The organism is Sulfitobacter maritimus, assembly GCF_013346665.1.
Lineage (GTDB): Bacteria > Pseudomonadota > Alphaproteobacteria > Rhodobacterales > Rhodobacteraceae > Sulfitobacter > Sulfitobacter maritimus.
In genome coordinates, this window is the sequence record NZ_JABVBB010000038.1 from 268,894 (window position 1) to 292,612 (window position 23,719).

The window sequence follows — 23,719 nt, forward strand, 5'->3', positions numbered from 1 at the left end:
CTCCACACATCGAATACAAGCTACCACGCAACGACAGGTGGTAGCGGCTTGGTACCAATATCCTGAGGAAGTGTGTTCTAATTTGGGCGAAATCGGAGCGAATGGGCGTCAGATCACAGAACTGTTTCTAAATGGTGAATCTTTGCCACAGAAAATGGCTTCCTGTCAGGCCGCAAGCTGTCTTTAGCTACGATAAGCAGGGCTTTAGCTAATGCACTCCCACCCTGATTCCACACAGTCGCGCCGCAAAATGCAACGGCCCGGCAGATGCCGGGCCGTCGGCCTCGTGTAGCGGAGCGGTTAGCCCAGCGACGCTTTGACTGCATCCACGGTGGCCGCGACTACAGTGTCGGCCTCCTCTCGGGTCAGGCAGAAGGGCGGCGCGTAGCCGATGATGTCGCCCTGTGGCATGGCGCGTGCGATCACGCCCGCCTTGGCCATATCACCCACAATGGTCGGCACCACTTTGCGCGTTGGGTCAAAGCCTTCGCGGCTGTCGCGGTCCTGCACGAGTTCCACCGCGCAGAGCATCCCTTCGCCGCGGATTTCGCCTACATGCGCGTGGTCCCCCAGAGCATCTTTCATCTGCGCGTTAAGGTAATTGCCCACTTCAGACGCATTCTCGATCAGGTTCAGGTCGTCGATCAGCTTGAGGTTCGCAATCCCCGCAGCCGCGCCGATGGGGTGGGCCGAATAGGTCCAGCCGTGGCCGATCGGGCCGTTTTCGTCCGTGCCCTGTTCCAGCACCTTCCACATCTTGTCGCCCACAATGGAACCCGACAGCGGCGCATAGGCCGAGGTCAGACCCTTGGCGATGGTGATGAGGTCAGGCTTCATCCCGTAGTGGTCAGAGCCGAACATGCTGCCCAGTCGGCCAAAGCCGGTCACGACCTCATCCGCGACCAACAGAATGTCGTGTTTGTTCAGCACTTCTTGCACGGCGGCCCAATAGCCCTCTGGCGGTGGCACGATGCCCCCGGTGCCCAGAACCGGCTCGCCGATAAAGGCGGCGATGGTATCAGCGCCTTCGCGCTCGATCAGAGCTTCCAACTCGCCAACCAAATGCGCGACATAGTCGGCTTCGCTCATGTTCACGTCAGGGCGGCGGTAGTAGTAAGGCGCCTCAGTGTGGACCACCTGCGCCAGCGGCAGGTCGAACTTCTTGTGGAACAACTCCAATCCGGTGAGCGAGCCCGTGACGAGGCCGGACCCGTGATACCCACGCCAGCGCGAGATGATCTTTTTCTTCTCAGGACGGCCAAGGATGTTGTTGTAGTACCAGATCAGCTTAACGTTGGTCTCATTCGCGTCCGAGCCGCCAAGGCCGAAATAGACCTTGCTCATCCCCTCGGGCGCGCGGTCGAGGATCATTTTGGACAGAGTGATGCTCGCCTCGGTGCCATGGCCGACGTAGGAGTGGTAATAGGCCAGTTCATGCGCCTGTTCGGCAATCGCCTCGGCAATCTCGGTCCGGCCATAGCCCACATTGACACAGTAGAGACCCGCAAAAGCGTCAAGCAACTGGTTGCCGTCTCGGTCGGTGATATGGCTGCCTTTGGCCGTCTTGATCACACGGGTCGGGCTTTCGCCGCGGGCGTGCTGCGCCAGATGGGTGGAGGGGTGAAAGAAGTTCTCACGGTCCCATTGTTCAAGCATATCGTTCTTCAGCATTGGTCTTTCCTTTCTTTCGACGCGCCTTTGCGCCGTATCTTTCAAATCTCAGGCCCAATCACGGCAGACGTATTTGACTTCCGTAAAGGCTTCGAGCCCCAGCCGCGATCCCTCGCGCCCGATGCCCGATTGTTTCGTCCCGCCAAAGGGGATCGGCGCGCCGGTCACCTTGGTGCGGTTCACCGCCACCATGCCGAAACACAGCGCCCGGCTGGCACGGTAGATGCGGCGCGGGTCTTGGCTGTGAACATAGGCCACCAAACCATACTCCGTGTCATTGGCCCGTGTGATCGCTTCATCCTCACTGTCGAAGGCCGCGATGGCGGCCACGGGGCCAAAGGTTTCCTCGCGCATGATCAGCGCGTCCGCAGGCACATCCGCCAGCACAGTCGGCTCAAAGAACAGCGGTCCCATCGCGTGACGCTTGCCACCACAAAGCAGCCGCGCTCCGCGGTCAAGCGCATCTTTGACGTGTTCCTCTTGCTTGGCCACGGCTTTTTCGTTCATCAGCGGGCCAATGTCCGGATCGTCCGAGCCGACGCCCACGGTCAACGCTTCCGTTGCGGCGGCGAAACGGGTGCAGAAGGTGTCGTAGCTGTCGCGGGCGATGAAAAAGCGGTTCGCGCCGAGGCAGTCTTGCCCGGAGGTGGCGAACTTGGCCTTGATCGCCTCTTCGACCGCGCGGTCCATATCGGCATCGTCGAACATGATGAAGGGCGCATGGCCGCCAAGTTCCAGCACCAGACGTTTCACCGTGTCCGATGCCTGACGGTAGAGCAGCTTGCCGATTTCCGTTGAGCCGGTGAAAGAGATCGCCCGCACCCGGGTGTCCTCCATCCACGGCTTCACAACCTCAGGCGCCGCGCCGGTGACGACGTTAAAGACGCCCTTGGGCAGCCCCGCCTGCTCGCCCAACTCCGCCAAGGCGAGCGCGGAGAACGGCGTCTCCGCCGACGGATGCGCTACGACGGTGCAACCCGCCGCCAGCGCCGCGCCCGCCTTACGGGTCAGCATGGCAGAGGGGAAGTTCCACGGTGTGATCAACGCCGCGACGCCCACCGGTTCGCGCCAGATTTCGACCTCAGCATCCGGCAGATGCGAGGTCACGCCTTCGATATTCGGGCGTCGGGCCTCTTCGGAATAGAACTCAAAGAAGGATGCCGCATAGTCGATCTCACCACGCGACTCGGAAATGGGTTTGCCCTGCTCTGCGGTCATGATCCGCGCCAAATCCTCGCGGTTTTCCTGCATCAGATCCCGCCAGCGCCGCAGGATGGCGCCGCGTTCTTGTGGCAACAGGCCCGCCCATTGAGGGAAAGCCGCGTTGGCTGCGTCCACGGCCGCGCGGCTGTCATCACCGTTCAACTTCGCCACCGACCCAAGCACCGCACCGCTGGCCGGGTCGGTAACGTCAAAGGAGTCGCTCTCGGCCCCGGCGACCCATGCGCCGCCGACATAGGCGAAATGGCGGGCCAATGCGCCGTCTTCCAGCGCGGGCAGTCCGTTTGCGGGGGTTGGGGTCATCTTGGTCACGGCGCACCTCCTTTGGGATGAATTGCCCCGAGGGTACGCCGCGAATTGGCGAAGGTTTGACTGACTTTCCAGCCCTTCGCCGGAGGTTTTGCGGCGGGAAGCAGCCTTCGCCGGAAAAACTACGGCAGATCAGTCTTCGTCCTCTGGCAGCAACAGCGACAGCGGCAGCGGCGCGGATTTCACCGATTTGGTCACGATATAGGTAAAGTAACGCGACAGCCCGGCCTGCTGGTCCAGCAGCGCATCCATCAGCCGCTGATAGCTGTCAATGTCGCGGGTCACGACTTGCATCAGATAATCAAACCCGCCGCCCAAGGCCCAGCATTGCACGATCTCATCATGCTGCGCGATTACCGCCTCAAACCGCTGAAACGCCTCGGCTCGGTGGTTGCCCAACTCGGCCTGCACAAAGACCGTCACATGCGGCGCAATCCGGCGCAGGGCGACTTGCGCTTCATAGCCAGTGATAATGCCCGCGGACTCCAGCCGCGCCAGGCGCTCCCCGCAAGCGGTTGGGCTGAGGTGAACTTTCTCCGCCAGCGCAGATTTAGCGATGCGCCCCTCGCGAGAGAGGATCGACAGCACCGCGATATCGCGCTTATCCAGTTTGACAAAGCTCATGCCTGTTTCATGGGAGCGCGGCCTGGGCTTGTCAATTGTCATGATTGTCGTGATCATCGCAATCATGACAAAATGGCGCCCCAACCCAGAGGTTCTCACCCGTCCTGCCTATCGCTCGCTTGTTCAAGCGATAGAGACGGCAATTCAGAACGGCGTCCTCAAACCCGGAGAGCAACTGCCGACGCAGCGCCAAATGGCCTTTGACCTGTCGCTGAGCGTGCAGACCGTCAGCCGCGCCTATGACAAGCTGATCGAGGCGGGCCGCATTGTCGGAGAGGTTGGGCGCGGCACTTTTGTGCGCGCCAGCAGCGATGAAATCTCGATGCCCTTCGTTAGCCGCAAGGCTGCCGGACGTCTGCTGGATATGTCGATCCTGAAACCGGTCATTGACCACGCTCATGAAGAGGCGATGCAAAAGACCCTGCGGGCCTTGGCCCGCTCCCTGCCCGCGTCGGTAATGGACAGTTTTCGAGACATTGGCACCGCGGGCGGCAGCAGTGCAACACGCCGTTGGTTGGCGCTTTGCGGTCTTGATTTAAACGGCATGGCGGTCATTCCAACGAACGGCAGCACCAGCGCCATGACCGTCGCGCTGATGACCGCTGCCCAACCCGGCGATCTGATTGTCAGCGAAGATATCGGGCATCATACCCTGCGGCCTTTGGCGCGTTTTCTTGGCCTGCGGCTTCAGGGCGTGCCGGTGGATACGGGCGGAATTTGCCCCGACGCGCTGGAACAGGTCTGCCGTAAAGAGCCGGTGCGGGCAATTTATCTGATCCCCAATGGGGCTAACCCGCTGGCCTTTACCATGACCGAGAACCGCCGCGCGGCGGTGATCGAAGTGGCGCGGCGGCATGATGTGCTCATCATTGAGAACCAATCTTGGGGGCCGCTGCAAGACGCCCCGCCCCCGCCTCTTGCCATGCTCGCGCCGGAACGGGTGCTATATTTTACCAGCCTCACCAAATGTCTGCTGCCGGGGCTTCGTGTCGGCTATCTGGCGGTGCCGGACCACCTAAGCGCCTCTGCCGCCAACCGCCATATGGTGACGTCCTGGATGGCAACGCAGTTGATGGCGCAAATCGCGGACCGCTGGATCGAAGAAGGCACCGCTGAGATGCTGCTGAACCGCCAGCAACTCGCCCTACGGGATCGGGCAGATTTTGCGGCCAATGTCTTTCGCGGACGTGACATGCGGACGAGCCCCAACGGGCTGCACATTTGGCTGCCCTGCCACGACACACAAGAGGAGATCGCGCAGGCGCAGGCGATCCGACAAGCGGGGGTCGCGGTGGCCAAGGGAGAGAGCTTTGCCATCGGCCCGCCAGATCGGTATCCGGGGCTGCGCATCGCACTTGGGGGGCAATCCTTTCCCGAGTTTGCGCGCGGGATTCGCATGGTTCATGCCGCCCTGTGCAACAAACATAGGCAGAACTAGCGTATAGAGCGGCGCAAATTGTCATGGGTCAATATTCACATTGACATGATTGCGATCGGTTTAAATGATCTAACTGTCAGGATAAAAATCCTGCTGCCGCCAAAGTGCTGCGCAGGTTTAAAAATGAAAGGGAGTTTCATGGCTATTTTCAGAACCGTACTAACCGGGGGTATCCTCGCTGCTGCGACCACTGTCGCCGGCGCGGCCTCTGCCGACACGTGGCGTTATGCGTTCGAGGAAGCACTGGACGAGGTGCAGGGCAAATACGCTCAGAAGTTCAAAGAAGAGATCGAGGCGAACTCCGATCACGAAGTGCAGTTGTTCCCCTACGGCACCTTGGGTGAATCCGTCGACACGATGGAGCAGGCGCAGGCCGGCATCCTTCAGTTCGTCGACCAATCCCCCGGCTTCACCGGCGCGTTGATCCCCGAAGCGCAGGTGTTCTTTGTGCCCTACCTGCTGCCTCAGGATGACGAAGAACTGTTCGAATTCTTCCGCACCTCCAAGGCCATCAACGAGATGTTCCCCGAGCTTTACGCAGAGCAAGGTCTGGAACTGCTCAAGATGTTCCCCGAGGGCGACGTCTGCATGACCACGCAAGAGCCGGTTAAAACGCCCGAAGACCTCAACGAGGTTAAGTTCCGCGTCATGACCAACCCGCTGCTGGTCGAAAGCTACAAAGCCTTTGGCGCGACACCGACACCGCTGCCATGGGGCGAGGTTTACGGCGCAATGCAAACGGGCATCATTCAGGGTCAGGAAAACCCCGGTTTCTACCTCGAATCGACCAAGATGTATGAGGTGACTGAGGTCATCACCTGCATCGGCCACAACAACTTCACCACCGCTGTAATGGCCAACAAGGATTTCTACGACGGCCTGTCCGACGAGGACAAAGAATTGGTGCAAAACGCCTCTGACGCGGCGTTTGAGTATATCCTTGAGTATCAGTCCGGCCTGCAGGAAAAGTCGCTGGAAAACATCGCCAAGGCAAAGCCTGACATGCAGATCAACATCCTGTCCGAAGAAGAGCGCCAGCCGTTCAAGGAAAAGGCTGCATCGGTCGAAGAAGCCTTCATCGAGATGACAGGCGACAGCGGCAAGGAAATCCTTGAGCAGTTCAAGGCCGACCTCGAAGCTGTCAAGTAAGCGTATCCCTTCACCCTCCGGCCATGCCGGGGGGTGACTCTTTTCCGACTATTCATTTGAACCAGTTACGGGATGACGCCGGTGACGGAAGACAACCACAGCTCACAACTGCAATCGCAGACGGACACCACCGGCACCGACGACGCCCCCGTCGGCCCTTATAAATCAACCCTCCCCGGCCCGCTTGGCACGATCGACAATGCAATCAGTTGGCTTGAGTCCGTTATGCTCGCCGCTGGTGTTTTGCTGATGGCTGCAAATACGATCGCCAATGTAGTGGGTCGTTTCGTCTTTCAAAGCTCGATTTTCTTTTCCGAAGAGCTGAACAGCATTCTGATTATTCTCATTACCTTTGCGGGCATCTCCTATGCCGCGCGGCATGGCCGACACATCCGCATGTCAGCGATTTTCGACGCGCTGCCCTCGCGCCCGCGCAAGCTGCTGATGATCTTTATCGCCTTTGTCACCGCCGTCTTTATGTTCGGCCTCGCGTGGTACGCACTGCAATATATCATGACCCAAGCCGGGCGTGGCCGTTTGCTGCCTGCTTTGCAACTGCCGGTCTGGTGGACCCTTGTCTGGGTGCCTTTCGGGTTCTTTATGACCGGGCTGCAATATCTGCTGACCGCGATCAAAAACATTATTGAGCCGGACATTTACCTCTCGACCAGTGTGCTCGAAGGCTATGACGACAACGAGCGGGAGGTCTAAACCATGGCCCTAACCATTTTCTCCATCATGGTCGTCCTGCTGCTTTTGGGCTTTCCCATGATGATCCCGCTGATCGTCGGCGCTTTCGTCGGCTTTTATACGCTGTTCGGCGGCTTCGGCCAGCTAGAGACGATGGTGCAACAGATGATGGCGGGCATCCGGCCAGCCTCGCTGATCGCGGTGCCGATGTTCATCTTTGCCGCCGATATTATGACGCGCGGCCAATCGGCTGGGCGGTTGATTGATATGGTCATGTCGTTCGTTGGCCATATGAAGGGTGGCCTCGCGGTGGCCACCGCAGCGGCTTGCACCATGTTCGGCGCGGTGTCGGGCTCCACGCAGGCCACCGTGGTTGCGGTAGGTTCGCCTTTGCGGCCTCGCATGCTCAAGGCTGGCTACAAAGACAGTTTCGTGCTGGCGCTCATCGTGAACTCATCCGACATCGCCTTCCTGATCCCGCCCTCGATTGGCATGATCATCTACGGCGTCGTCTCCAACACCTCCATCGCCGAGCTTTTCATCGCGGGCATCGGGCCGGGGCTCTTAATCCTCGCGCTTTTCTCGATCTATTCGGTGATCTACGCCTATCGCCATAACGTCCCCACAGAAGAAAAAGCCACTTGGGGCGAACGCGCCCGCGCGGTGCGTCAGGCGCTCTGGCCGCTGGGTTTTCCAGCGATCATCATCGGCGGCATCTACGGCGGCGTCTTTTCTCCGACTGAAGCGGCAGCGGCCTGTGTGCTCTATGCCATCTTCCTTGAGATGATTGTCTTTCGCGAGATCGACTTTGCGGGCATCTATGAAACCGCCAAATCTACCGGGCTGATCACGGCGGTGGTCTTTATCCTCGTCGCCGCCGGGGCTGCCTTTTCTTGGGTGATCTCCTTTGCGCAGATTCCGCAGGCGGTGCTGTCAGGCATCGGCATCGACAGCATGGGGCCGATTGGCGTGCTCTTTGTCATCTCCATCGCCTTTTTCATCGGCTGTATGTTCGTGGACCCGATTGTGGTGATCCTTGTCTTCGTGCCGATCTTTGCGCCGGTGGTGAAATCCGTGGGCCTTGACCCGGTTCTGGTCGGAACGGTGATCACACTGCAAGTCGCCATCGGCTCGGCCACGCCGCCCTTTGGCTGTGATATTTTCACCGCCATTGCCGTGTTCAAACGCCCCTATATGGAAGTGATCCGCGGCACCCCGCCCTTTATCGTGATGCTGCTCAGCGTTTCGGTCGCGCTGATCTTCTTCCCGCAGATCGCCCTCTTCCTGCGCGATCTGGCGTTTGCGAAATAACAGGAGAGCGCAATGTTCAGCCATATCCTTGCCCCCTATGACGGCTCAGTGAACGCCGACCGCGCCCTGATGAAAGCGGCTGAACTGTCCAAGCTGACCGGGGCTAAGGTGACCTTGCTTACCGTCTACCGCCATCATTCGATGCTGGAGGCGTCGCTGTCGATGGTCCGGGTCAACGATCCGGGGAGCATCGACGATGCGATGCAGGCCCATGCGACGGAGATCATCAACCACGGCAAACAACTGCTGAAAGACGCGGGCGTCGAGAACGTGCGCGCCTTTGTCCGCTCGGGGCGGCCCGCGCGGGCGGTGACCGAATTTGCCAAGAAACACGAGGCCGATCTGATCGTCATCGGCTCGCGCGGATTGGGAGCGACAGGCGATAGCTATCTGCTGGGATCGGTGTCACACAAGGTCACAGGACTGGCCAAATGCCCCGTGCTTGTCGTCTAGGTTAAAGGAATATTCAGGTGACACCCCCTGTGCGAAGCGAGAGGCTTGATTGCCGTTTGCGTGAGGATGATCCGGTGCGCCTTGGCGCGATCCTGCTCTCCACCGACATGACGTTTGAGCGTGACGCGGCGCGGCTCATCGACCCCGCGCAGGCCGCTGTTCACGCCGCCCGGATCGCCTTTGAGAACCCCACGACCCCCGAACGTCTCCGCGCCATGACCCCTGATCTGGCCCGCACCGCCGGCCTGTTGGTACCGGGCGTAACGCTTTCCGCCGTGGCCTTTTGCTGCACCTCCGCCTCGGTCGCCATCGGCAATCCGGCGGTGCGTGAGGCGATTGGCGAAGGGCTGCCCGGCGTGCCGGTCATCACCCCCGCCTCTGCCGCCATCGCAGGCTTTGCCGCGCTTGGCGTGAAACGTGTGGCGATGCTGACCCCTTACCTGCCCGAAACCGCCGCGCCGCTGGCCACCTACTTCAACGATCAAGGGCTAGAGGTCATGCGCAACGGCGCTTTCGCGCTGGAAGACGACCGCGACATGGCGCGGATTGACGACGAAAGCATCATAAACGGCGCCGCTGCGCTGGATGGCGCGGAAGTAGAGGCATTTTTCCTCTCCTGCACCTCCCTGCGCGGCGTCGACGTGATCGACCGGATCGAAGCACGGCTGGGCAAGCCCGTCGTGACCTCCAACCAGGCGCTGTGCTGGGCATTGCACCGGATGGGCGGGCTTGCAGGCCGCCCCGATGGCTATGGCCGTCTGTTCGACTGCGACATGCCAAGCGCCCATGCACAAGGCATCATTCCGTGATCCCGGCCCCTCTGGCCGGATCGCAATATTCGGGCAACCAGACATGAAAGGGGCTGGCCTATGACCACGTATGAGGCGAATTTTACCAACAGCGAGTACCAGCGCCGGATTGACCGAACGCGCAAGACCATGGCCGCACGCAACATGGATGCCATCGTCGTCAGCGATCCGTCGAACATGTCTTGGCTGTCAGGCTATGACGGCTGGTCGTTCTATGTCTACCAAGCGGTGATCCTGACCCATGAGGGCGAGCCGGTCTGGTGGGGCCGTGGCATGGATGCGCTCGGCGCGCGCCGGACGGTTTTCATGGAGGACGACTGCATTCGTGGCTATGACGACAGCTACGTCCAGAACCCCGAGAAACACCCGATGGAAGACCTCTCGGCCCTACTAAGCGAAATGGGGTTGGAGCAGGCCCGCATCGGCGTGGAGATGGACAACTACTATTACTCCGCCCGCGCCCATGACACGCTGAAAACCAAGCTGCCCAAGGCGACCTTTATGGATGCCACCGCGCTGGTGAACTGGGAACGCGCGGTGAAATCCGAGCGCGAGATCGAATATATGGAACGGGCTGCGCGGATTGTCGAAGAGATGCACGTCCGCATCCTCGAAGTCGCCGTGCCGGGGATGCGTAAGAACGATCTGGTTGCCGAAATCTACGCCACCGGCATTCGCGGCGCCCATGGGTTTTGGGGCGACTATCCGGCGATTGTGCCGATGGCCCCCTCTGGCATGGACGCCACCGCGCCGCATCTGACATGGGACGACCGCCCCATGCAGCCGAATGAGGCAACGTTCTTTGAGATCGCAGGTGCGCATCGGCGCTACCAATGTCCACAGTCGCGCACATTGTTCTTTGGGGATGTGCCTCAGAAATACCGCGACGCGGAAAGCGCGGTGCTGGATGCCATCGACGCGGGGCTGGAGCAAGCCAAACCCGGCAACAAGGCCGAGGATATCGCCAATGCCTTCAACGCCACGTTGAACAAGGCGGGTTTCGAGAAAGACAGCCGCTGCGGCTATGCCATCGGCATCAGCTACCCGCCGGACTGGGGCGAGCGCACGATCTCCTTCCGCCGGGGCGATACGACGATCCTAGAGCCCGGCATGACCTTCCACTTCATGCCCGCGCTCTGGCTCGACGATGGCGGGCTTGAGATCACCGAGCCGATCCGCATCACCGAGACCGGCCATGAATGTTTCTGCACCACACCGCGAAAGTTGTTTGTTTCCGCATGACCAGCAATCCCATCACCCCGACCATCCCGCTTGACACCCCCGGCACACATCACGGTTTTCTGCGCCTGCCCTACAGCCGCGACGACAGCGCTTGGGGGTCCGTGATGATCCCCATCACCGTCATCAAGGGGAGCGACGGCCCCACGGCGCTGCTCACAGGCGGCAACCACGGCGATGAATACGAAGGTCCTATTGCCTTGCAGGAACTGGCCGCTACGCTGGATCCGGCTGAGGTCACAGGCCGCGTCATCATCCTGCCAATGATGAACCAACCCGCCTTTGCCGCAGGCCGTCGCTGTTCGCCCATTGACGGCGGCAATATGAACCGTAGCTTTCCGGGCAGCCCCGGCGGCACCGTGACCCAGAAGATCGCGCATTACATCGCGACCGAACTGGTGCCGCTGGCCGATATCGTGCTGGATTACCACTCCGGCGGGCGCACGCTGGATTTCCTGCCCTTCGCTGCCGCGCATATCCTGCCCGACAAGAAACAAGAGGCCGCCTGCATGGCCGCGATGGAGGCGTTCAACGCGCCTTACTCCATGAAGATGCTAGAGATCGACAACCGTGGCATGTTCGACACCGAGGTCGAGGAACAGGGCAAGGTTTTCGTCACCACCGAACTCGGCGGGGCCGGAACGTCGACGGCCAAGAGCATCGCCGTCGCCCGAAAGGGCGCGCGTAATCTGTTGATCCATGCGGGCATCCTGCAAGGGGAGCCGGAGGTGGCGGAGAGCGTGATGCTCGACATGCCCGACGGGCGCTGCTTCACCTTTAGCGAGACCACGGCCCTGCTGGAGCCGCTGGTCGATCTGGGGGATGAAGTGACCGAAGGCCAGCCCATCGCCCGGCTCTGGCCCAGCGACCGCAGCGGTCAGCCCGCGATCACGGCCCATGCGCAACTCGGCGGCATCCTGACCGCCCGGCATGTGCCGGGGCTGGTCAAGATGGGCGATTGCATCGGCGTGGTGGCGCAGGTGGTCTGAGCCACCCGCGCCCGCCTCATTCGTCGACGGGGAAGTAGCAAGCCGCCGGATGCGGTGCGCCCTCCAACGGGGGGCGCTCCTTGCGGCAAACATCCTGCACTTTCCAACAGCGCGGCGCGAAGGGGCAGCCCTCGGGGATCGCCAGCGGCGAGGGCAACTCGCCCTGCAGCTTGATCCGCTCCTTGCCGCCCTCGGGGTCGGCCCGCGGCGTGGCCGACAGAAGGGCTGCCGTATAGGGATGGCGCGGGTTGTCGAAAACCTCGTCCTTCGGCCCCTTCTCGACCGCGCGGCCGAGGTACATGACGATCACGTCATCGGCGACGTGACGCACGACCGACAGGTCATGGCTGATGAAGAGATAAGCCAGATCCATCTTCTCCTGCAGATCGACCAAGAGGTTCAGGATCGCCGACTGGATCGACAGGTCCAAGGCCGAGACCGGCTCGTCCAGCACCAGCACCTTGGGGTCGAGCATCAGCGCCCGGGCCACCGCGATCCGCTGGCGTTGACCGCCCGAGAACATATGCGGGTAGCGGTCGTAATGCTCGGGCCGCAGACCGACAAGGCGCAACATCTCGCGCGCCTTCTCCTCGCGCTCTTTCTTGGACATATCCTTGCGGTTAATGACCAGCGGCTCTTGCAGGATCGTTCCGATCTGCTGGCGCGGGTTAAGCGAGCCATAGGGGTCTTGGAACACGATCTGCACATGCTGGCGCAGGTCGGCCCAATCTTCGGGCCGGACCGGCTTGCCGTCGAGCGTGAGCGACCCGGAGGTCGGCTCTTCGATCATCGTGACCATACGCGCCAGCGTGGACTTGCCGCAGCCGCTTTCGCCCACCACGGCCAACGTCTTGCCGGGGTGCAATTCAAAGTCCAGACCGGCAACGGCCTTGAGCGTCTGGGTCTTGCGCAGGAAGCCGCCACCAACCTGATAGTGACGCTGCAGCGCGTCGGCGGTCATTACGGGGGCAGTCATGACGCGACCCTTTCATCGGTGTTGAGCGGATAGAAACAGCGGGCCTTGCCAAGGTCTTCGCCCAAGGGCGGCGGGTTCTCGGCGCGGCATTTGTCGTTGGCGAACTTGCAACGCGGCGAGAACAGGCACCCGGCGGGCCGGTCGAACTGGCCCGGCACCACGCCGGGGATCGTCGGCAGACGCTTTTCGGTGGCGCGTTCCGGCAGCGCGTCCAACAACGCCGCCGTATAGGGATGGTGCGGGCTGCGGAACAGCGGCAGCACCTGCTGCTCTTCGATCTTCTGACCCGCATATTGCACCGAGACGCGCTCGGCGGTTTCGGCCACCACGCCCATGTCATGGGTGATCAGCACCAGCCCCATGCCCGTCTCATCACGCAGCGAGGTCAGCAGATCGAGGATCTGCGCCTGAATGGTCACGTCGAGCGCAGTGGTCGGCTCGTCCGCGATCAGCAGCTTCGGCTTGCAGGCAATCGCCATGGCGATCATCACGCGCTGGTTCATCCCGCCCGACATCTGATGCGGGAAGACCGAGAGGCGCTTTTCCGGGTCAGGGATGCCCACCTGCTCAAAGAGTTCAATCGCCCGCTTGTGCCGCTCGGCCCGGTTCATGCCGAGGTGAAAGCGCAGCGATTCCTTGATCTGCCAGCCCACCGGGAAACAGGGGTTGAGCGAGGACATCGGCTCTTGGAAGATCATCGCTAGATCATTGCCGACGATCTTGCGCCGGGCACGTTTGTCCATGGTCAGCAGGTCATGGCCATCAAAGGTCAGCTCATCGGCGGTGACGGTGGCGGTCCAAGGCAGCAGGCCCATCAGCGCCAACATCGATACCGATTTACCGGAGCCACTTTCGCCGACAATGGCGAGGATTTCGCCGGTGTCGACGTCTTGGTCAACCGAATCCACCGCGCGGAACTTGCCCGAGGCGGTGGCGAAGTCGACCGAGAGGTTGCGGATACGCAATAGAGACATCAATCAGCTCCGCTTCAGTTTCGGATCGAGGGCGTCGCGCAGACCGTCCCCCATCAGGTTAATCGCCAGCACGGTGACGAGGATCGCAAGACCGGGGAAGGTCACGACCCACCATGCGCGTAGAATGAACTCACGCGCTTCGGCCAGCATGGTGCCCCATTCCGGTGTAGGCGGCTGCGCGCCCATGCCGAGGAAGCCCAGTGCCGCCGCATCAAGGATGGCGGTGGAAAAGGACAGCGCCGCCTGCACGATGATCGGTGCAAGGCAGTTCGGCAGCACGGTCACGACCATCAAGCGCAGTGTGCCAGCACCGACAACGCGGGCCGAGGTGACATAGTCTTTCTGCCGCTCGGAAATCACGCTCGCACGTGTCAGACGGACGTAATGCGGCTGAAGCACGATGGCGATGGCGATCATCGCATTGGTGAGGCTTGGCCCAAGGATCGCCACCAGCACCAACGCCAGCAACAGCGAGGGGAAGGCAAGGATGATGTCCATAATCCGCATGATGATCGTGTCGAGCCACTTGGGCGCGAAGCCTGAAATCAGGCCGACGATGATCCCGCCAGAGGCGGCGATGGACACCACGACGATACCAACAAAGAAGGAGTAGCGCGCACCGACGATCAGGCGCGAAAGCATGTCACGGCCCAAGGGATCGGTGCCGAGGATGTGGCTCCAAGTGCCGCCCTCCTGCCAGACCGGCGGCTGCAGGGTCGCAGCGCGGAACTGTTGGGTGGCGTCATGCGGCGCGATCCAGGGGCCAAAGATTGCCAGAAAGGCGAAGACAGCAAAGATCCAGAGACCAATCACGGCGCCGCGGTTTTCGCGGAAATAGAACCAGAATTCGCGCAAACGTCCGGGGCGGTCGTGCACCATTTCGGCTTCGGCAGAGAGTGCGTCGTCCATTAGCGTTTCCTGATTTTGGGGTTGATGATGCCGTAGAGCATGTCGACGGTAAGGTTCACGACCATGACCATGACGGCGATGAGCAAGAGACCACCCTGAACCACCGGGTAGTCACGGCGGAAGATGCTGTCGACCATCCACTTGCCGATGCCTGGCCAGCTAAAGATCGTCTCGGTCAGAATGGCGCCCGCCAGCAGTGTGCCAACCGAGAGGCCGATCACGGTGATGACGGGGATAAGCGCGTTGCGCAGGGCGTGGATGCCGTTGATCCGGCCCGAGGACATGCCCTTCGCGCGGGCAGTACGAATGTAGTCCTCGCCCAAGACTTCCAGCATGGCCGAGCGGGTCTGGCGCGCGATCACCGCCAGCGGAATGGTCCCCAGCACAATGGTCGGCAACAAAAGGTGCCGCAGAGCCGAGAGGAAGGCGCCGTCCTGCCCGGAGGCGAGACTGTCGATCAGCATGAAGCCGGTGGCATTGGGGAAGTAATAGAGCAGATCAATCCGCCCCGAGACGGGCGTCCAGCCAAGGTTGCCGGAAAAGACGATGATCAAGAGCAGCGCCCACCAGAAGATCGGCATTGAATAGCCCACCAAAGCGGTGGACATCAGCGCCCGGTCAAAGAACTTGCCCCGGTTCACGGCAGCAATCACCCCCGCGGGCAGGCCCAAGGCCACCGCAAAGATCATCGCGCAGATCGACAGTTCCAGCGTGGCGGGGAAGAGCGAGAAGAACTCGTCCCAGACCGGTTTCTTGGTGACAAAGGAATTGCCCAGATCGCCCTGAAGCACCCCGGTAAAGTAGTCCCAGAACTGCACATAGATCGGACGGTCAAAGCCGAACTGTTGCTGAAGCTGGGCATAGCGTTCTTCGGTGATGCCACGCTCGCCGGCCATGACGACGATCGGGTCGCCCGGCAGCACGCGAATAAAGGCGAATGAAATCAGCGTGACGCCGATAAAGGTCGGGATGAAGGTCGCGAGCCGCGACAGGACATATTTCAGCACGGGAGCACCATCAGTTCCTTCGGAAAGTTGGTCAGGGTTTTGTAGCCATCTTCGGTGATCAGCACGTCATCTTCGATGCGCACCCCAAAGTTGCCGATCTCATAAAGTCCGGGTTCGTTGGTGTACACGGTTCCGGCGGGTAAACTCATGTGGTTTCCACGCATAATGTAAGGCGCTTCATGCACATCGCGGCCCAGACCGTGGCCGGTCTTGGTACGGATGCGATCCGCGAAAGGAGAGGCTTCGAGCACGCCGGTCACCACGTCGTCGATCTCATGCGCGGTGACGCCGGCGCGGGTGGCCTCCAGCCCAGCGAGGTTGGCACGCAGCACAGTGTCGTAGACCTCGCGCCCCTCATCGCTGACATGGCTGAGGAAGACGGTGCGGGTGATATCGGCGGCGAAACCGTTCTTGCGGGCGCCAAAATCAAAGAGCAGCGCATCGCCTGCTTTCACGTGGTAGTCGCTACGCGCCTTGGCATGGGGCCGGGCAGAGCCGTCGCCCGCAGCAACGATGGGGGCAAAGGCCAGATCATCCGCGCCTTCGGCGAACAGCATCTGCACCAGCTTCTGCTCGATCTCTTTCTCGGTCTGGCCGAGCTTCACAGAGTCCAGCGTGGCACGCAGGGCGCGTTCGGAAATGTCGATCGCCTCTTGCATGACGGCAAGCTCGGCCTCGGTCTTGATCATGCGCGGCGCGGAAATCTCGCGCTCGGCGTCGATGATCTTCAAATCAGGCTGCGCCTTCTTCAGCGCGTGATGCACGAAAACCCGCATGACTTGGCCCTCAACAGCCAGCGAAGTGATGCCCAAATGCTGCATCATCGCGGCGAAAGCCTCGTCATAGCCAGTCTGGTCGCGCCAGTCGAAAACGGCCCCGTCAAAGCCGACCAAATCCCAGCTGCCCAATTCAAGGTTCGGCACCAAGGCGGCAGCAGGGCCACGGGCGGGGATCACCAACACAAAGGGGCGCTCGTGGCTCATGAAAGCATGTTCGACAGCGCGGGTGAAATTTGGGCCGGGCACCAGCGCCACAGCATCAGCACCAAGCTCGGTGGCAATATCTGCATAGGTTTTCAGGCGGTCGTTCAGTGAATTGGACAATGGAGGGGTTCCCGGCGTTCGGAGGTGGAAAAAAGATGGGGACGGCACGTCATGCCGCCCCCTTTGTCAAAAGAGGCAGGGTTACTGCTTCAGGCCAACTTGGTTGAAGATGTGGCCACCCAGCGGGTGTACGACATAGTTTTCAACTTCGGGGCGCATGGTCATGTAGACAACCGAATGCGCGATGGTGGCCCAAGGCGCTTGGTCCTTGAAGATTTCCTGCGCTTCCTTGTAGAGCGGCTCGCGCTCTTCTTGGGTCGGCAGAACCTTGGCTTTCTGGATCAGCGCGTCGAATTCCTCGTTGCACCACTGGGCGCGGTTGGATTTCTCGACACCGTCACAGCCCAGCAGAACCGCGAGGAAGTTGTCTGGGTCACCGTTGTCACCAGTCCAACCCAGCAGCACGGCACCGTCACGGTCTTTGGCTTTGGAGCGCTCAAGATACTCACCCCATTCGTAGGAGACGATTTCAACATCGACGCCGACTTTGGAGAAGTCTTCTTGCATCAGTTCCGCCATGCGGCGGGCGTTGGGGTTGTAGGGACGCTGAACCGGCATCGCCCAGATCTTCATGGACAGATCGCTGACGCCTTCTTCTTCCAGCATCGCCTTGGCGGCTTCTGGATCGTAGTTGTCGTCTTCGATCGCGTCGTTGTAGGACCACATGGTCGGCGGCAGCGGGTTCTTGGCGATTTCGCCGGACCCTTGGAACACCACGTCGATGATCGCCTGTTTGTCGATCGCCATGTTCAGCGCCTTGCGGACCTTGGCGTTGTCGAAGGGCGCGACCTGCGTGTTATAGGCCAGATAGCCCACGTTCAGGCCCTCTTGCTCCATCACCACGATGTCTTCGGCGTCTTTCATCGCCTGCACATCGGCCGGGTTCGGATAGGCCATGACATGGCACTCACCCGCCTGCACCTTTTGGTAGCGCACGGAGGCGTCGGGCGTGATCGCGAAGATCAGGCTTTCAACCTTGGCCGGGTCGCCCCAGTACTCGTCGTTACGCAGGTAACGGATGACCGCGTCTTTCTGATAGGCTTGGAACTTGAACGGGCCGGTGCCGATGGGCGCTTGGTTCACCATTTCAGGTGTGCCAGCTTCCAGCATTGCGTCGGCATATTCTTTCGACACGATTGAGGCGAAATCCATGGCCATATTGGCGATGAAGGGCGCTTCGGGGCGGGTCAGGTTAAAGACGACAGTGTAATCGTCGACCTTTTCGATGCTTTCAACGAGATCGGGCATCGACATGGCACCGAAGTATTCCCATGTGCCGCCGGAAACCTTGTTGTAGGGGTTCTCTTCGTTGCCCTGACGGTCAAAGCTGAAGATCACGTCGTCGGCGTTGAAATCGCGTGTCGGTGTGAACTGGTCATTAGAGTGGAATTTCACGCCCTGACGCAGCTTGAAGGTAACCTTCTTGCCGTCTTCGCTGACTTCCCAGCTTTCAGCGAGACCGGGGACGACTTCGGTCGTGCCGACTTTGAACTCGGCCAGACGGTTGTAGATCGGGTGGCTGGAGGCATCGAAGGTGGTGCCGGCGGTGTAGAGCGCGGGATCAAAACCCTCGGGCGAGCCTTCGGAGCAATAGACCAGCGACTGGGCCGAGGCTGCTGTGGCACCCAGTGCCATCAACATGGCGCCAGCGGCCAATTTCGTTGTAAAAGACATAATTTTCTCTCTCCTGATTGGTTTGTTTTTTGGCAGCGGGGTATCCGCCGCAGGTGATACGCCCTTACGGGCGAGACGACGCGAATGCGGTAGCAATAGCCCCCTCATTCGGACGTATTCTATTTGCGCCAGCGGCCAGATCGTACTGCATCCGCCCAACCCAGAGCATCCGCGCAGGCCTGTCTGTCTTGTTGGACCAAGAATGCGGGCTGCTGCCGAGGTAATGCAAGCTGTCACCGGGGCGCATGATATGCTCGCCCCCATCAACGACCTGCACAATCTCACCCTCAAGAATATAAATGACCTCTTCGCCCTCATGCACGACCTCTTCCGAGGCATAGCCCGGCGGTACATTCATGATGTAGGACGACAGTTCATGGCCGGGAAAATCCGCGCCAATCTTCTCATATTCGATGGACGACCCTGAAACGGCAAAGCGCGGACGCTCATCCGCGCGGGTCAGACTGTCTTGGGTCTTGGGGGTATGGATGAAAAAGCTGACATCAACCTGCAAGGCGACTGCGATCTGCGACAGGGTGCCGAGCGATGGTGTCGCGCGACCGCGCTCAACTTGGCTAAGATAGCCGACCGACACGCCAGAGGCTTCGCCCAACTGCTGTAAGGTCAGGGACAAACGATGCCGTTGCTTGCGCATACGCGCACCGAGTGTGGAAACACTATCGCCATTGGCAGTTGGCAAATTCACCCTCCCCGTGAACAGCGACCCGATTTGACACCGGGTATAGCCTTTTCATGTATCGCTGTGTGAAATTAAAAAGGTTGAGGGTCAACAATAATTTTTTTTGCGGTCTCGCGCTCGGCTCAGAAGCCAACGCGGGAAATCCCTACATGCCATTCTAATCAAATGACTTTAAGCGCGCCCGATCAATCCGCGTCAGTTCACGTGCTACTGGCGTGAGCGGTGCAAAAGAAACGCTCAACCCGCTCTCACGCCATTCACAGAGCCCGAATCCAGTCCCTTCGACCACACGCAAATCGCGCGTTTCGGTCAGATCGACGGTGGAATGCAGCCCGTTTGAGATCACAACCGGAATGCCGTGCCAGTGGCTCACCCGGTTCACATGCACATGACCCGATAGGATTCCGGCAACCCGCTGCCCACTCAGCATCTCCGCCAAGCGCTCCGTGCTCGCTGTATCCAGACTGCCCCAGGCCAACGCCTCTGCGTCAAGGCGCGGCGGGTGGTGGATGACCAAGAGCTTCGCCAATTCAGAGTGACGCGCCAAGGCGGCCTCTAGAAACGCGAACTGCGCATCGTTCAAAGCCCCGGCGACCTTGCCCGGCACGCTGCTGTCGAGGGTGATGACATGCAGCCCTCCATAGGGCGCGTCGTGGAAATAAGGCGCATCTGCCAGTCCGGGCGCAAAGACCGCATTGAACCCTGTGCGTTTGTCGTGATTGCCCAGCGCCATCACCAAGGGCGCCTGCAGTGGCGCAAGAATATCGCGCACCAACTCATAGCTTTCCCGGTCGCCCTGATTGGTCAGATCGCCACTGGCAACTACGAAATCAGGCTGAGGTTCCATCGCGTTGATCACCTCCACCACATGACGCAGCGTGGCGGGCGTGTCGCTTTGCAGATGCGGGTCGTTCAGATCGGGGTGCGAGATATGCAGGTCGGTCAGATGGACAAAGCGGGTCATGGGCGTACTCCTGCGGCTTTCAGCAGGGTTTTCGTATAAGGGTGCTTAGGTGCGCGCAACACGTCTAAGGCGGCACCACTCTCCAGCGTTTTGCCGTGCTGAAGCACCAGCACCCGGTCACAGACCGACCCCACCACCGCAAGGTCATGGCTGATAAAGACCATGCCAAGCCCCAAATCATCTTGCAGGTCCATCAAAAGGTTAAGGATTTGCGCCTGTATCGAGACATCCAGCGCCGAGACCGCCTCATCCGCGACCAGCAGCGCGGGGCGGGTAATAATGGCGCGGGCAATGGCAATGCGCTGGCGCTGCCCGCCCGAGAACTCATGCGGATATTTGCCAGCATCGGCGGAATGTAGCCCGACCTGTGTCAGCGCTTCGGCGACGCGGTAGCCAAGATGCTCGGTTTCTCCACTGGCGCGCAGCGGCTCTGCAATCGACCAGCCAATCCGCCTGCGCGGGTTGAGCGAGCCGAATGGGTCTTGAAACACCATCTGAAAGCCACGCCGCAGTCGGCGCAATTCCCCCGAAGACAAGCCGTGGAGATCGCGCCTCTGAAACAACACTTCGCCCTCGTCCGGACGTTCAAAGGCCATGATAAGCCGCGCCAAGGTCGATTTGCCCGAACCACTTTCGCCGACCACGCCCAAGGTCTCTCCCGCACACAGCGAAAATGCAGCCCCCTCCAACGCAGTCAACACCGGCGGCGCGCGCAACAGGCTTTGACGCGGCAGCTTGTAGCGGCGGGTCAGGTTGCGGACCTCCAAGAGCGGCGCGTCAGTCATCGCGGCGCTCCGTCAGCAGATGACAGGCGGCACCGCGGGCTTGATCAGTCTGCGAAAAGACAGGCCGCTGAGCCGCACAACAGGGCAACTCGACCGGGCAACGCCCTGAAAAACGGCAGCCTTGCGGCAGCGCATGTAGTGGCGGGACGGCGCCCGGAATGGTGGGCAACCTGCGCCGTTTCCCCTTTACATCCCGCACCGCCACGCCCGGATCGGGTCGCGCGCCCAACAGCCCCTTGGTGTAGGGGTGCGCAGGCGCGTTCAGCACCTCTGCCGTCGGGCCGCGCTCTACCATGTCGCCCGCATACATGACCACAATGTCGTCGGTCGCCCGCGCCACGGCAGCAAGGTCATGGCTGATGAAAACCAGCGCCATCTCCCGCTCTCGCGCCAGCCTTTGCAGCAGATCGGTGATCCGCAACGCCACATTGGCATCCAGCGCCGTGGTCGGCTCATCCGCGATCAGCAGGGCGGGGTTGCAGGCCAAGGCGAGCGCGATCAGCACCCGCTGGCGCTGCCCGCCCGACATCTCATGCGGGAACTGGCGCAGGCGTTGGTCGGGGTTTGGGATGCCCACCTCTTCAAAGAGACTCAGCGCTCGCTTCCTCGCCTCGCCACGGCTGAGCCCCTCGTGCAGCAGCATCGGCTCCATCACCGTATCGCCCACCCGCCGCAATGGGTTCAGCGCCGCCATCGGTTCTTGAAACACCATCGCTACCCGGCGACTACGCAGTTGCTGCCAGTCGCGCTCGGACGCGCGGGCCATGTCGCGCCCGTCAATGCTCAGCCGCCCGGTCAGATGCGCGCTGTCGGAGGCCATGCCCATCAGACAGAGCGCCAGCAACGTCTTGCCAGAGCCGCTTTCCCCGACGATGCCCAGTTGATCCCCGCGCTGGATGGTCAGAGTGACATCCCGCAGGGCCGCAGCATCGCCGAAATGGGCCGAGAGATTGGCAAGCTCAATCATCGCGCCCGCGCCAATCTTGGGTCGGTGATGTCACGCAGCCCGTCGCCGAGCAGCCCGAACCCAAGCACTGCCGTGACGATACACAGGCCGGGATAGATCGCCAGTTGCGGGGCAAGATACATCAACGTCTGCGCCTCCGACAGCATTCGTCCCCAGCTTGACGCAGGCGGCTGCGCGCCGAGGCCGAGGTAGCTCAGCGCCGCTTCGGCCAAGATCGCGACGGCAAATTCAATCGTCGCCTGCACAATGATCGCGGCGGCGATATTCGGCAGGATATGGTCGCGGCTGATCGCAAAGCGCCCGCGCCCCGCGGCGCGGGCGGCGGCGACATAATCGCGGGTCCAAATTTGGTTGGCCGAAGCGCGGGTGACGCGGGCGAAAATCGGGATGTTGATAAAGGAAATCGCCAAGACTGCATTGGTCAGCGACGGGCCAAAGACCGCCGCCAACATGATCGCGAACAAGAGCGCGGGGAAAGCAAAGCCGAGATCCGCCAGCCGCATCACCCCGTCCTCAACCCAACCGCCCAAGGCCGAAGCGAGTAGTCCTAGCGCCACGCCGATGCTGCCGCCCAAGAGCACCGCCACCAGCGCCACGGTCATCGAATTACGCGCAGCTGCCATAAGCTGCGCCACCACATCGCGGCCTAACTGGTCGGTGCCAAGCCAATGGATCGCCGAAGGCGACGCGAATTTGGTCGGGATCGACATGGTTTGCGGATCATGGGGCGTCCAAACAAGCGACAGGGCCGCGATGCCCACCACAAGACTGACCAGCACTGCACCGAGCAGGAAATTTGCCGGAAGCCGCCTCATGTCCGCGCCTTTAGCCGGGGGTCGATCACGACATAGAGCAGATCGACCACGAAGTTCGCTGTCACCACGATGGCGGCGAAGAGCATCACCAGCGCTTGGACGGTGGGCAAATCGCGGTTCGCGATAGACTGAAAGATCAGCCGTCCAAGGCCCGGCAGGTAAAACACATTCTCGATCACGATGGTCCCCGTCACCAGCGCCGCGAATTGCATCCCGACAATGGTCACAATCGGCACCAGCGCATTCGGCAGCACATGTCGCCACAGCACACGCCGCTGCGACAAGCCGCTGGCCCGCGCGGTACGCACAAAATCCTGGCGCATGACCTCCAACGCTGAAGACCGCGTGACCCGCGCCAGCACCGCCGATTGCACCAGCGCCAGCGCCACCGTGGGCAGGATGAGGGACCGGATCGCCGCGACAGGATCAGACCAGCCCGCAAAGCCCCCCGGCGGCAGCCAACGCAGTTTGACGGCAAAGAGCATCACCAGCAGGATCGAAAGCCAAAAGGCCGGGACGGCAATGCCCAATTGGCTGAGAAACATCACCCCCCAATCGCCCGCCCGCCGATGTTGTGCGGCGGCGGTGATACCAAGGCTCAGCGCCAGCACCAGTGTCACCAACATCCCCGCAACAGCGAGCGAAATGGTCATCGGCAGCCGTTCGGCGATCAGTTCAGACACCGGCACGCGAAAGGAATGGCTTAGGCCGAAATCTCCTTGCAGGGCATTCCAGACCCATGAAAAATAGCGCGTCACCAGCGGCGCGTTCAGCCCCAGTTGCTCCCGCAAGGCAGCCAGCGCATCGTCGGAGGCATCCATTCCGAGGATCGTCAGCGCTGGATCGCCCGGCAGCACGTTCATCACAGCAAAGACCACGACAGACACGGCCAGCAGGGTCAGCACGAAACCAAGCGTGCGGCGGAAGAGGAAATAGGCCACG

Annotated in this window: 23 protein-coding genes; 8 read left to right on the forward strand and 15 right to left on the reverse strand. The window is 61.0% G+C overall.

Annotation, left to right across the window (positions count from 1 at the left end; translation table 11 throughout):
• Window positions 1-300 precede the first annotated feature (300 nt).
• The 3 genes from HTT03_RS16120 to HTT03_RS16130 form a co-directional block, all read right to left on the reverse strand.
• Complete coding sequence (locus HTT03_RS16120) at window positions 301-1,671, reverse strand: aspartate aminotransferase family protein (RefSeq protein WP_174860807.1); 1,371 nt, start codon at window positions 1,669-1,671, stop codon at window positions 301-303.
• Window positions 1,672-1,719: 48 nt separating this feature from the next.
• Window positions 1,720-3,195: an NAD-dependent succinate-semialdehyde dehydrogenase gene (locus tag HTT03_RS16125; protein ID WP_174861246.1), complete on the reverse strand. Its 1,476-nt coding sequence runs from the start codon at window positions 3,193-3,195 to the stop codon at window positions 1,720-1,722.
• Between the two features lie 138 nt (window positions 3,196-3,333).
• Complete coding sequence (locus HTT03_RS16130) at window positions 3,334-3,825, reverse strand: Lrp/AsnC family transcriptional regulator (RefSeq protein ID WP_174860808.1); 492 nt, start codon at window positions 3,823-3,825, stop codon at window positions 3,334-3,336.
• Window positions 3,826-3,889: 64 nt separating this feature from the next.
• On the opposite strand from HTT03_RS16130, the gene ehuR reads away from it, so the two are divergent.
• The 8 genes from ehuR to doeB all read left to right on the forward strand — a co-directional run bounded on the left by ehuR (window position 3,890) and on the right by doeB (window position 11,903).
• The gene (gene ehuR / locus HTT03_RS16135) at window positions 3,890-5,263 is read left to right on the forward strand and encodes a MocR-like ectoine utilization transcription factor EhuR (protein WP_246253577.1); all 1,374 of its coding nucleotides are present in this window, start codon (window positions 3,890-3,892) and stop codon (window positions 5,261-5,263) included.
• A 138-nt stretch (window positions 5,264-5,401) separates the two neighbouring features.
• Complete coding sequence (locus HTT03_RS16140) at window positions 5,402-6,412, forward strand: TRAP transporter substrate-binding protein (RefSeq protein ID WP_174860809.1); 1,011 nt, start codon at window positions 5,402-5,404, stop codon at window positions 6,410-6,412.
• 72 nt (window positions 6,413-6,484) lie between these two features.
• Window positions 6,485-7,123, forward strand: a complete 639-nt coding sequence (locus tag HTT03_RS16145) for a TRAP transporter small permease (protein ID WP_174860810.1) — start codon at window positions 6,485-6,487, stop codon at window positions 7,121-7,123.
• 3 nt (window positions 7,124-7,126) lie between these two features.
• On the forward strand, window positions 7,127-8,413 hold the full coding sequence (locus HTT03_RS16150) for a TRAP transporter large permease (protein WP_174860811.1): 1,287 nt from the start codon (window positions 7,127-7,129) through the stop codon (window positions 8,411-8,413).
• A 12-nt stretch (window positions 8,414-8,425) separates the two neighbouring features.
• Window positions 8,426-8,866, forward strand: a complete 441-nt coding sequence (locus HTT03_RS16155; protein WP_174860812.1) for a universal stress protein — start codon at window positions 8,426-8,428, stop codon at window positions 8,864-8,866.
• A gap of 17 nt (window positions 8,867-8,883) precedes the next feature.
• A complete protein-coding gene (locus HTT03_RS16160) occupies window positions 8,884-9,675 on the forward strand; it encodes an aspartate racemase/maleate isomerase family protein (RefSeq protein WP_174860813.1) in 792 nt (263 codons plus the stop codon).
• Between the two features lie 60 nt (window positions 9,676-9,735).
• On the forward strand, window positions 9,736-10,917 hold the full coding sequence (gene doeA / locus HTT03_RS16165; protein ID WP_174860814.1) for an ectoine hydrolase DoeA: 1,182 nt from the start codon (window positions 9,736-9,738) through the stop codon (window positions 10,915-10,917).
• The gene (gene doeB, locus HTT03_RS16170; RefSeq protein ID WP_174860815.1) at window positions 10,914-11,903 is read left to right on the forward strand and encodes a N(2)-acetyl-L-2,4-diaminobutanoate deacetylase DoeB; all 990 of its coding nucleotides are present in this window, start codon (window positions 10,914-10,916) and stop codon (window positions 11,901-11,903) included. Before doeA ends, doeB begins: the two co-directional genes overlap by 4 nt.
• 16 nt (window positions 11,904-11,919) lie before the next feature.
• Here doeB and HTT03_RS16175 read toward each other — a convergent pair whose 3' ends face one another.
• The 12 genes from HTT03_RS16175 to HTT03_RS16230 all read right to left on the reverse strand — a co-directional run bounded on the left by HTT03_RS16175 (window position 11,920) and on the right by HTT03_RS16230 (window position 23,718).
• A complete protein-coding gene (locus HTT03_RS16175; RefSeq protein WP_174860816.1) occupies window positions 11,920-12,879 on the reverse strand; it encodes an ABC transporter ATP-binding protein in 960 nt (319 codons plus the stop codon).
• Window positions 12,876-13,853: an ABC transporter ATP-binding protein gene (locus HTT03_RS16180; RefSeq protein ID WP_174860817.1), complete on the reverse strand. Its 978-nt coding sequence runs from the start codon at window positions 13,851-13,853 to the stop codon at window positions 12,876-12,878. The genes HTT03_RS16175 and HTT03_RS16180 overlap by 4 nt, the downstream gene beginning before the upstream one ends.
• 3 nt (window positions 13,854-13,856) lie before the next feature.
• Window positions 13,857-14,762, reverse strand: a complete 906-nt coding sequence (locus HTT03_RS16185; RefSeq protein ID WP_174860818.1) for an ABC transporter permease subunit — start codon at window positions 14,760-14,762, stop codon at window positions 13,857-13,859.
• Window positions 14,762-15,769, reverse strand: coding sequence for an ABC transporter permease subunit (locus HTT03_RS16190; protein WP_174860819.1), 1,008 nt, complete (start codon window positions 15,767-15,769; stop codon window positions 14,762-14,764). The genes HTT03_RS16185 and HTT03_RS16190 overlap by 1 nt, the downstream gene beginning before the upstream one ends.
• Window positions 15,763-16,872 (reverse strand): M24 family metallopeptidase, encoded by a 1,110-nt coding sequence (locus tag HTT03_RS16195; RefSeq protein ID WP_174860820.1) that lies wholly within the window; start codon window positions 16,870-16,872, stop codon window positions 15,763-15,765. Before HTT03_RS16195 ends, HTT03_RS16190 begins: the two co-directional genes overlap by 7 nt.
• A gap of 81 nt (window positions 16,873-16,953) precedes the next feature.
• Complete coding sequence (locus HTT03_RS16200; protein WP_174860821.1) at window positions 16,954-18,546, reverse strand: ABC transporter substrate-binding protein; 1,593 nt, start codon at window positions 18,544-18,546, stop codon at window positions 16,954-16,956.
• 64 nt (window positions 18,547-18,610) lie between these two features.
• Window positions 18,611-19,252: a helix-turn-helix domain-containing protein gene (locus tag HTT03_RS16205; RefSeq protein ID WP_425506329.1), complete on the reverse strand. Its 642-nt coding sequence runs from the start codon at window positions 19,250-19,252 to the stop codon at window positions 18,611-18,613.
• Between the two features lie 151 nt (window positions 19,253-19,403).
• On the reverse strand, window positions 19,404-20,210 hold the full coding sequence (locus HTT03_RS16210; protein ID WP_174860822.1) for a metallophosphoesterase family protein: 807 nt from the start codon (window positions 20,208-20,210) through the stop codon (window positions 19,404-19,406).
• Complete coding sequence (locus tag HTT03_RS16215; protein ID WP_174860823.1) at window positions 20,207-20,995, reverse strand: ATP-binding cassette domain-containing protein; 789 nt, start codon at window positions 20,993-20,995, stop codon at window positions 20,207-20,209. The genes HTT03_RS16210 and HTT03_RS16215 overlap by 4 nt, the downstream gene beginning before the upstream one ends.
• On the reverse strand, window positions 20,988-21,962 hold the full coding sequence (locus tag HTT03_RS16220; RefSeq protein ID WP_174860824.1) for an ABC transporter ATP-binding protein: 975 nt from the start codon (window positions 21,960-21,962) through the stop codon (window positions 20,988-20,990). Before HTT03_RS16220 ends, HTT03_RS16215 begins: the two co-directional genes overlap by 8 nt.
• Window positions 21,959-22,777, reverse strand: coding sequence for an ABC transporter permease (locus HTT03_RS16225; protein ID WP_174860825.1), 819 nt, complete (start codon window positions 22,775-22,777; stop codon window positions 21,959-21,961). Before HTT03_RS16225 ends, HTT03_RS16220 begins: the two co-directional genes overlap by 4 nt.
• Window positions 22,774-23,718, reverse strand: coding sequence for an ABC transporter permease subunit (locus HTT03_RS16230; protein ID WP_174860826.1), 945 nt, complete (start codon window positions 23,716-23,718; stop codon window positions 22,774-22,776). Before HTT03_RS16230 ends, HTT03_RS16225 begins: the two co-directional genes overlap by 4 nt.
• Window position 23,719 lies beyond the last annotated feature (1 nt).

Excerpts from the sequence above, each read along its gene's own strand:
- HTT03_RS16155 (WP_174860812.1), top strand. The coding sequence starts at position 8,426 with ATGTTCAGCCATATCCTTGCCCCCTATGACGGCTCAGTGAACGCCGAC.
- HTT03_RS16150 (WP_174860811.1), top strand. The coding sequence starts at position 7,127 with ATGGCCCTAACCATTTTCTCCATCATGGTCGTCCTGCTGCTTTTGGGC.
- HTT03_RS16200 (WP_174860821.1), bottom strand. The coding sequence starts at position 18,546 with ATGTCTTTTACAACGAAATTGGCCGCTGGCGCCATGTTGATGGCACTG.
- ehuR (WP_246253577.1), top strand. The coding sequence starts at position 3,890 with ATGACAAAATGGCGCCCCAACCCAGAGGTTCTCACCCGTCCTGCCTAT.
- HTT03_RS16120 (WP_174860807.1), bottom strand. The coding sequence starts at position 1,671 with ATGCTGAAGAACGATATGCTTGAACAATGGGACCGTGAGAACTTCTTT.
- HTT03_RS16145 (WP_174860810.1), top strand. The coding sequence starts at position 6,485 with ATGACGCCGGTGACGGAAGACAACCACAGCTCACAACTGCAATCGCAG.
- HTT03_RS16125 (WP_174861246.1), bottom strand. The coding sequence starts at position 3,195 with ATGACCCCAACCCCCGCAAACGGACTGCCCGCGCTGGAAGACGGCGCA.
- HTT03_RS16225 (WP_174860825.1), bottom strand. The coding sequence starts at position 22,777 with ATGAGGCGGCTTCCGGCAAATTTCCTGCTCGGTGCAGTGCTGGTCAGT.
- HTT03_RS16130 (WP_174860808.1), bottom strand. The coding sequence starts at position 3,825 with ATGAGCTTTGTCAAACTGGATAAGCGCGATATCGCGGTGCTGTCGATC.
- HTT03_RS16185 (WP_174860818.1), bottom strand. The coding sequence starts at position 14,762 with ATGGACGACGCACTCTCTGCCGAAGCCGAAATGGTGCACGACCGCCCC.
- HTT03_RS16175 (WP_174860816.1), bottom strand. The coding sequence starts at position 12,879 with ATGACTGCCCCCGTAATGACCGCCGACGCGCTGCAGCGTCACTATCAG.
- doeB (WP_174860815.1), top strand. The coding sequence starts at position 10,914 with ATGACCAGCAATCCCATCACCCCGACCATCCCGCTTGACACCCCCGGC.
- HTT03_RS16220 (WP_174860824.1), bottom strand. The coding sequence starts at position 21,962 with ATGATTGAGCTTGCCAATCTCTCGGCCCATTTCGGCGATGCTGCGGCC.
- HTT03_RS16215 (WP_174860823.1), bottom strand. The coding sequence starts at position 20,995 with ATGACTGACGCGCCGCTCTTGGAGGTCCGCAACCTGACCCGCCGCTAC.
- HTT03_RS16140 (WP_174860809.1), top strand. The coding sequence starts at position 5,402 with ATGGCTATTTTCAGAACCGTACTAACCGGGGGTATCCTCGCTGCTGCG.
- doeA (WP_174860814.1), top strand. The coding sequence starts at position 9,736 with ATGACCACGTATGAGGCGAATTTTACCAACAGCGAGTACCAGCGCCGG.
- HTT03_RS16210 (WP_174860822.1), bottom strand. The coding sequence starts at position 20,210 with ATGACCCGCTTTGTCCATCTGACCGACCTGCATATCTCGCACCCCGAT.
- HTT03_RS16180 (WP_174860817.1), bottom strand. The coding sequence starts at position 13,853 with ATGTCTCTATTGCGTATCCGCAACCTCTCGGTCGACTTCGCCACCGCC.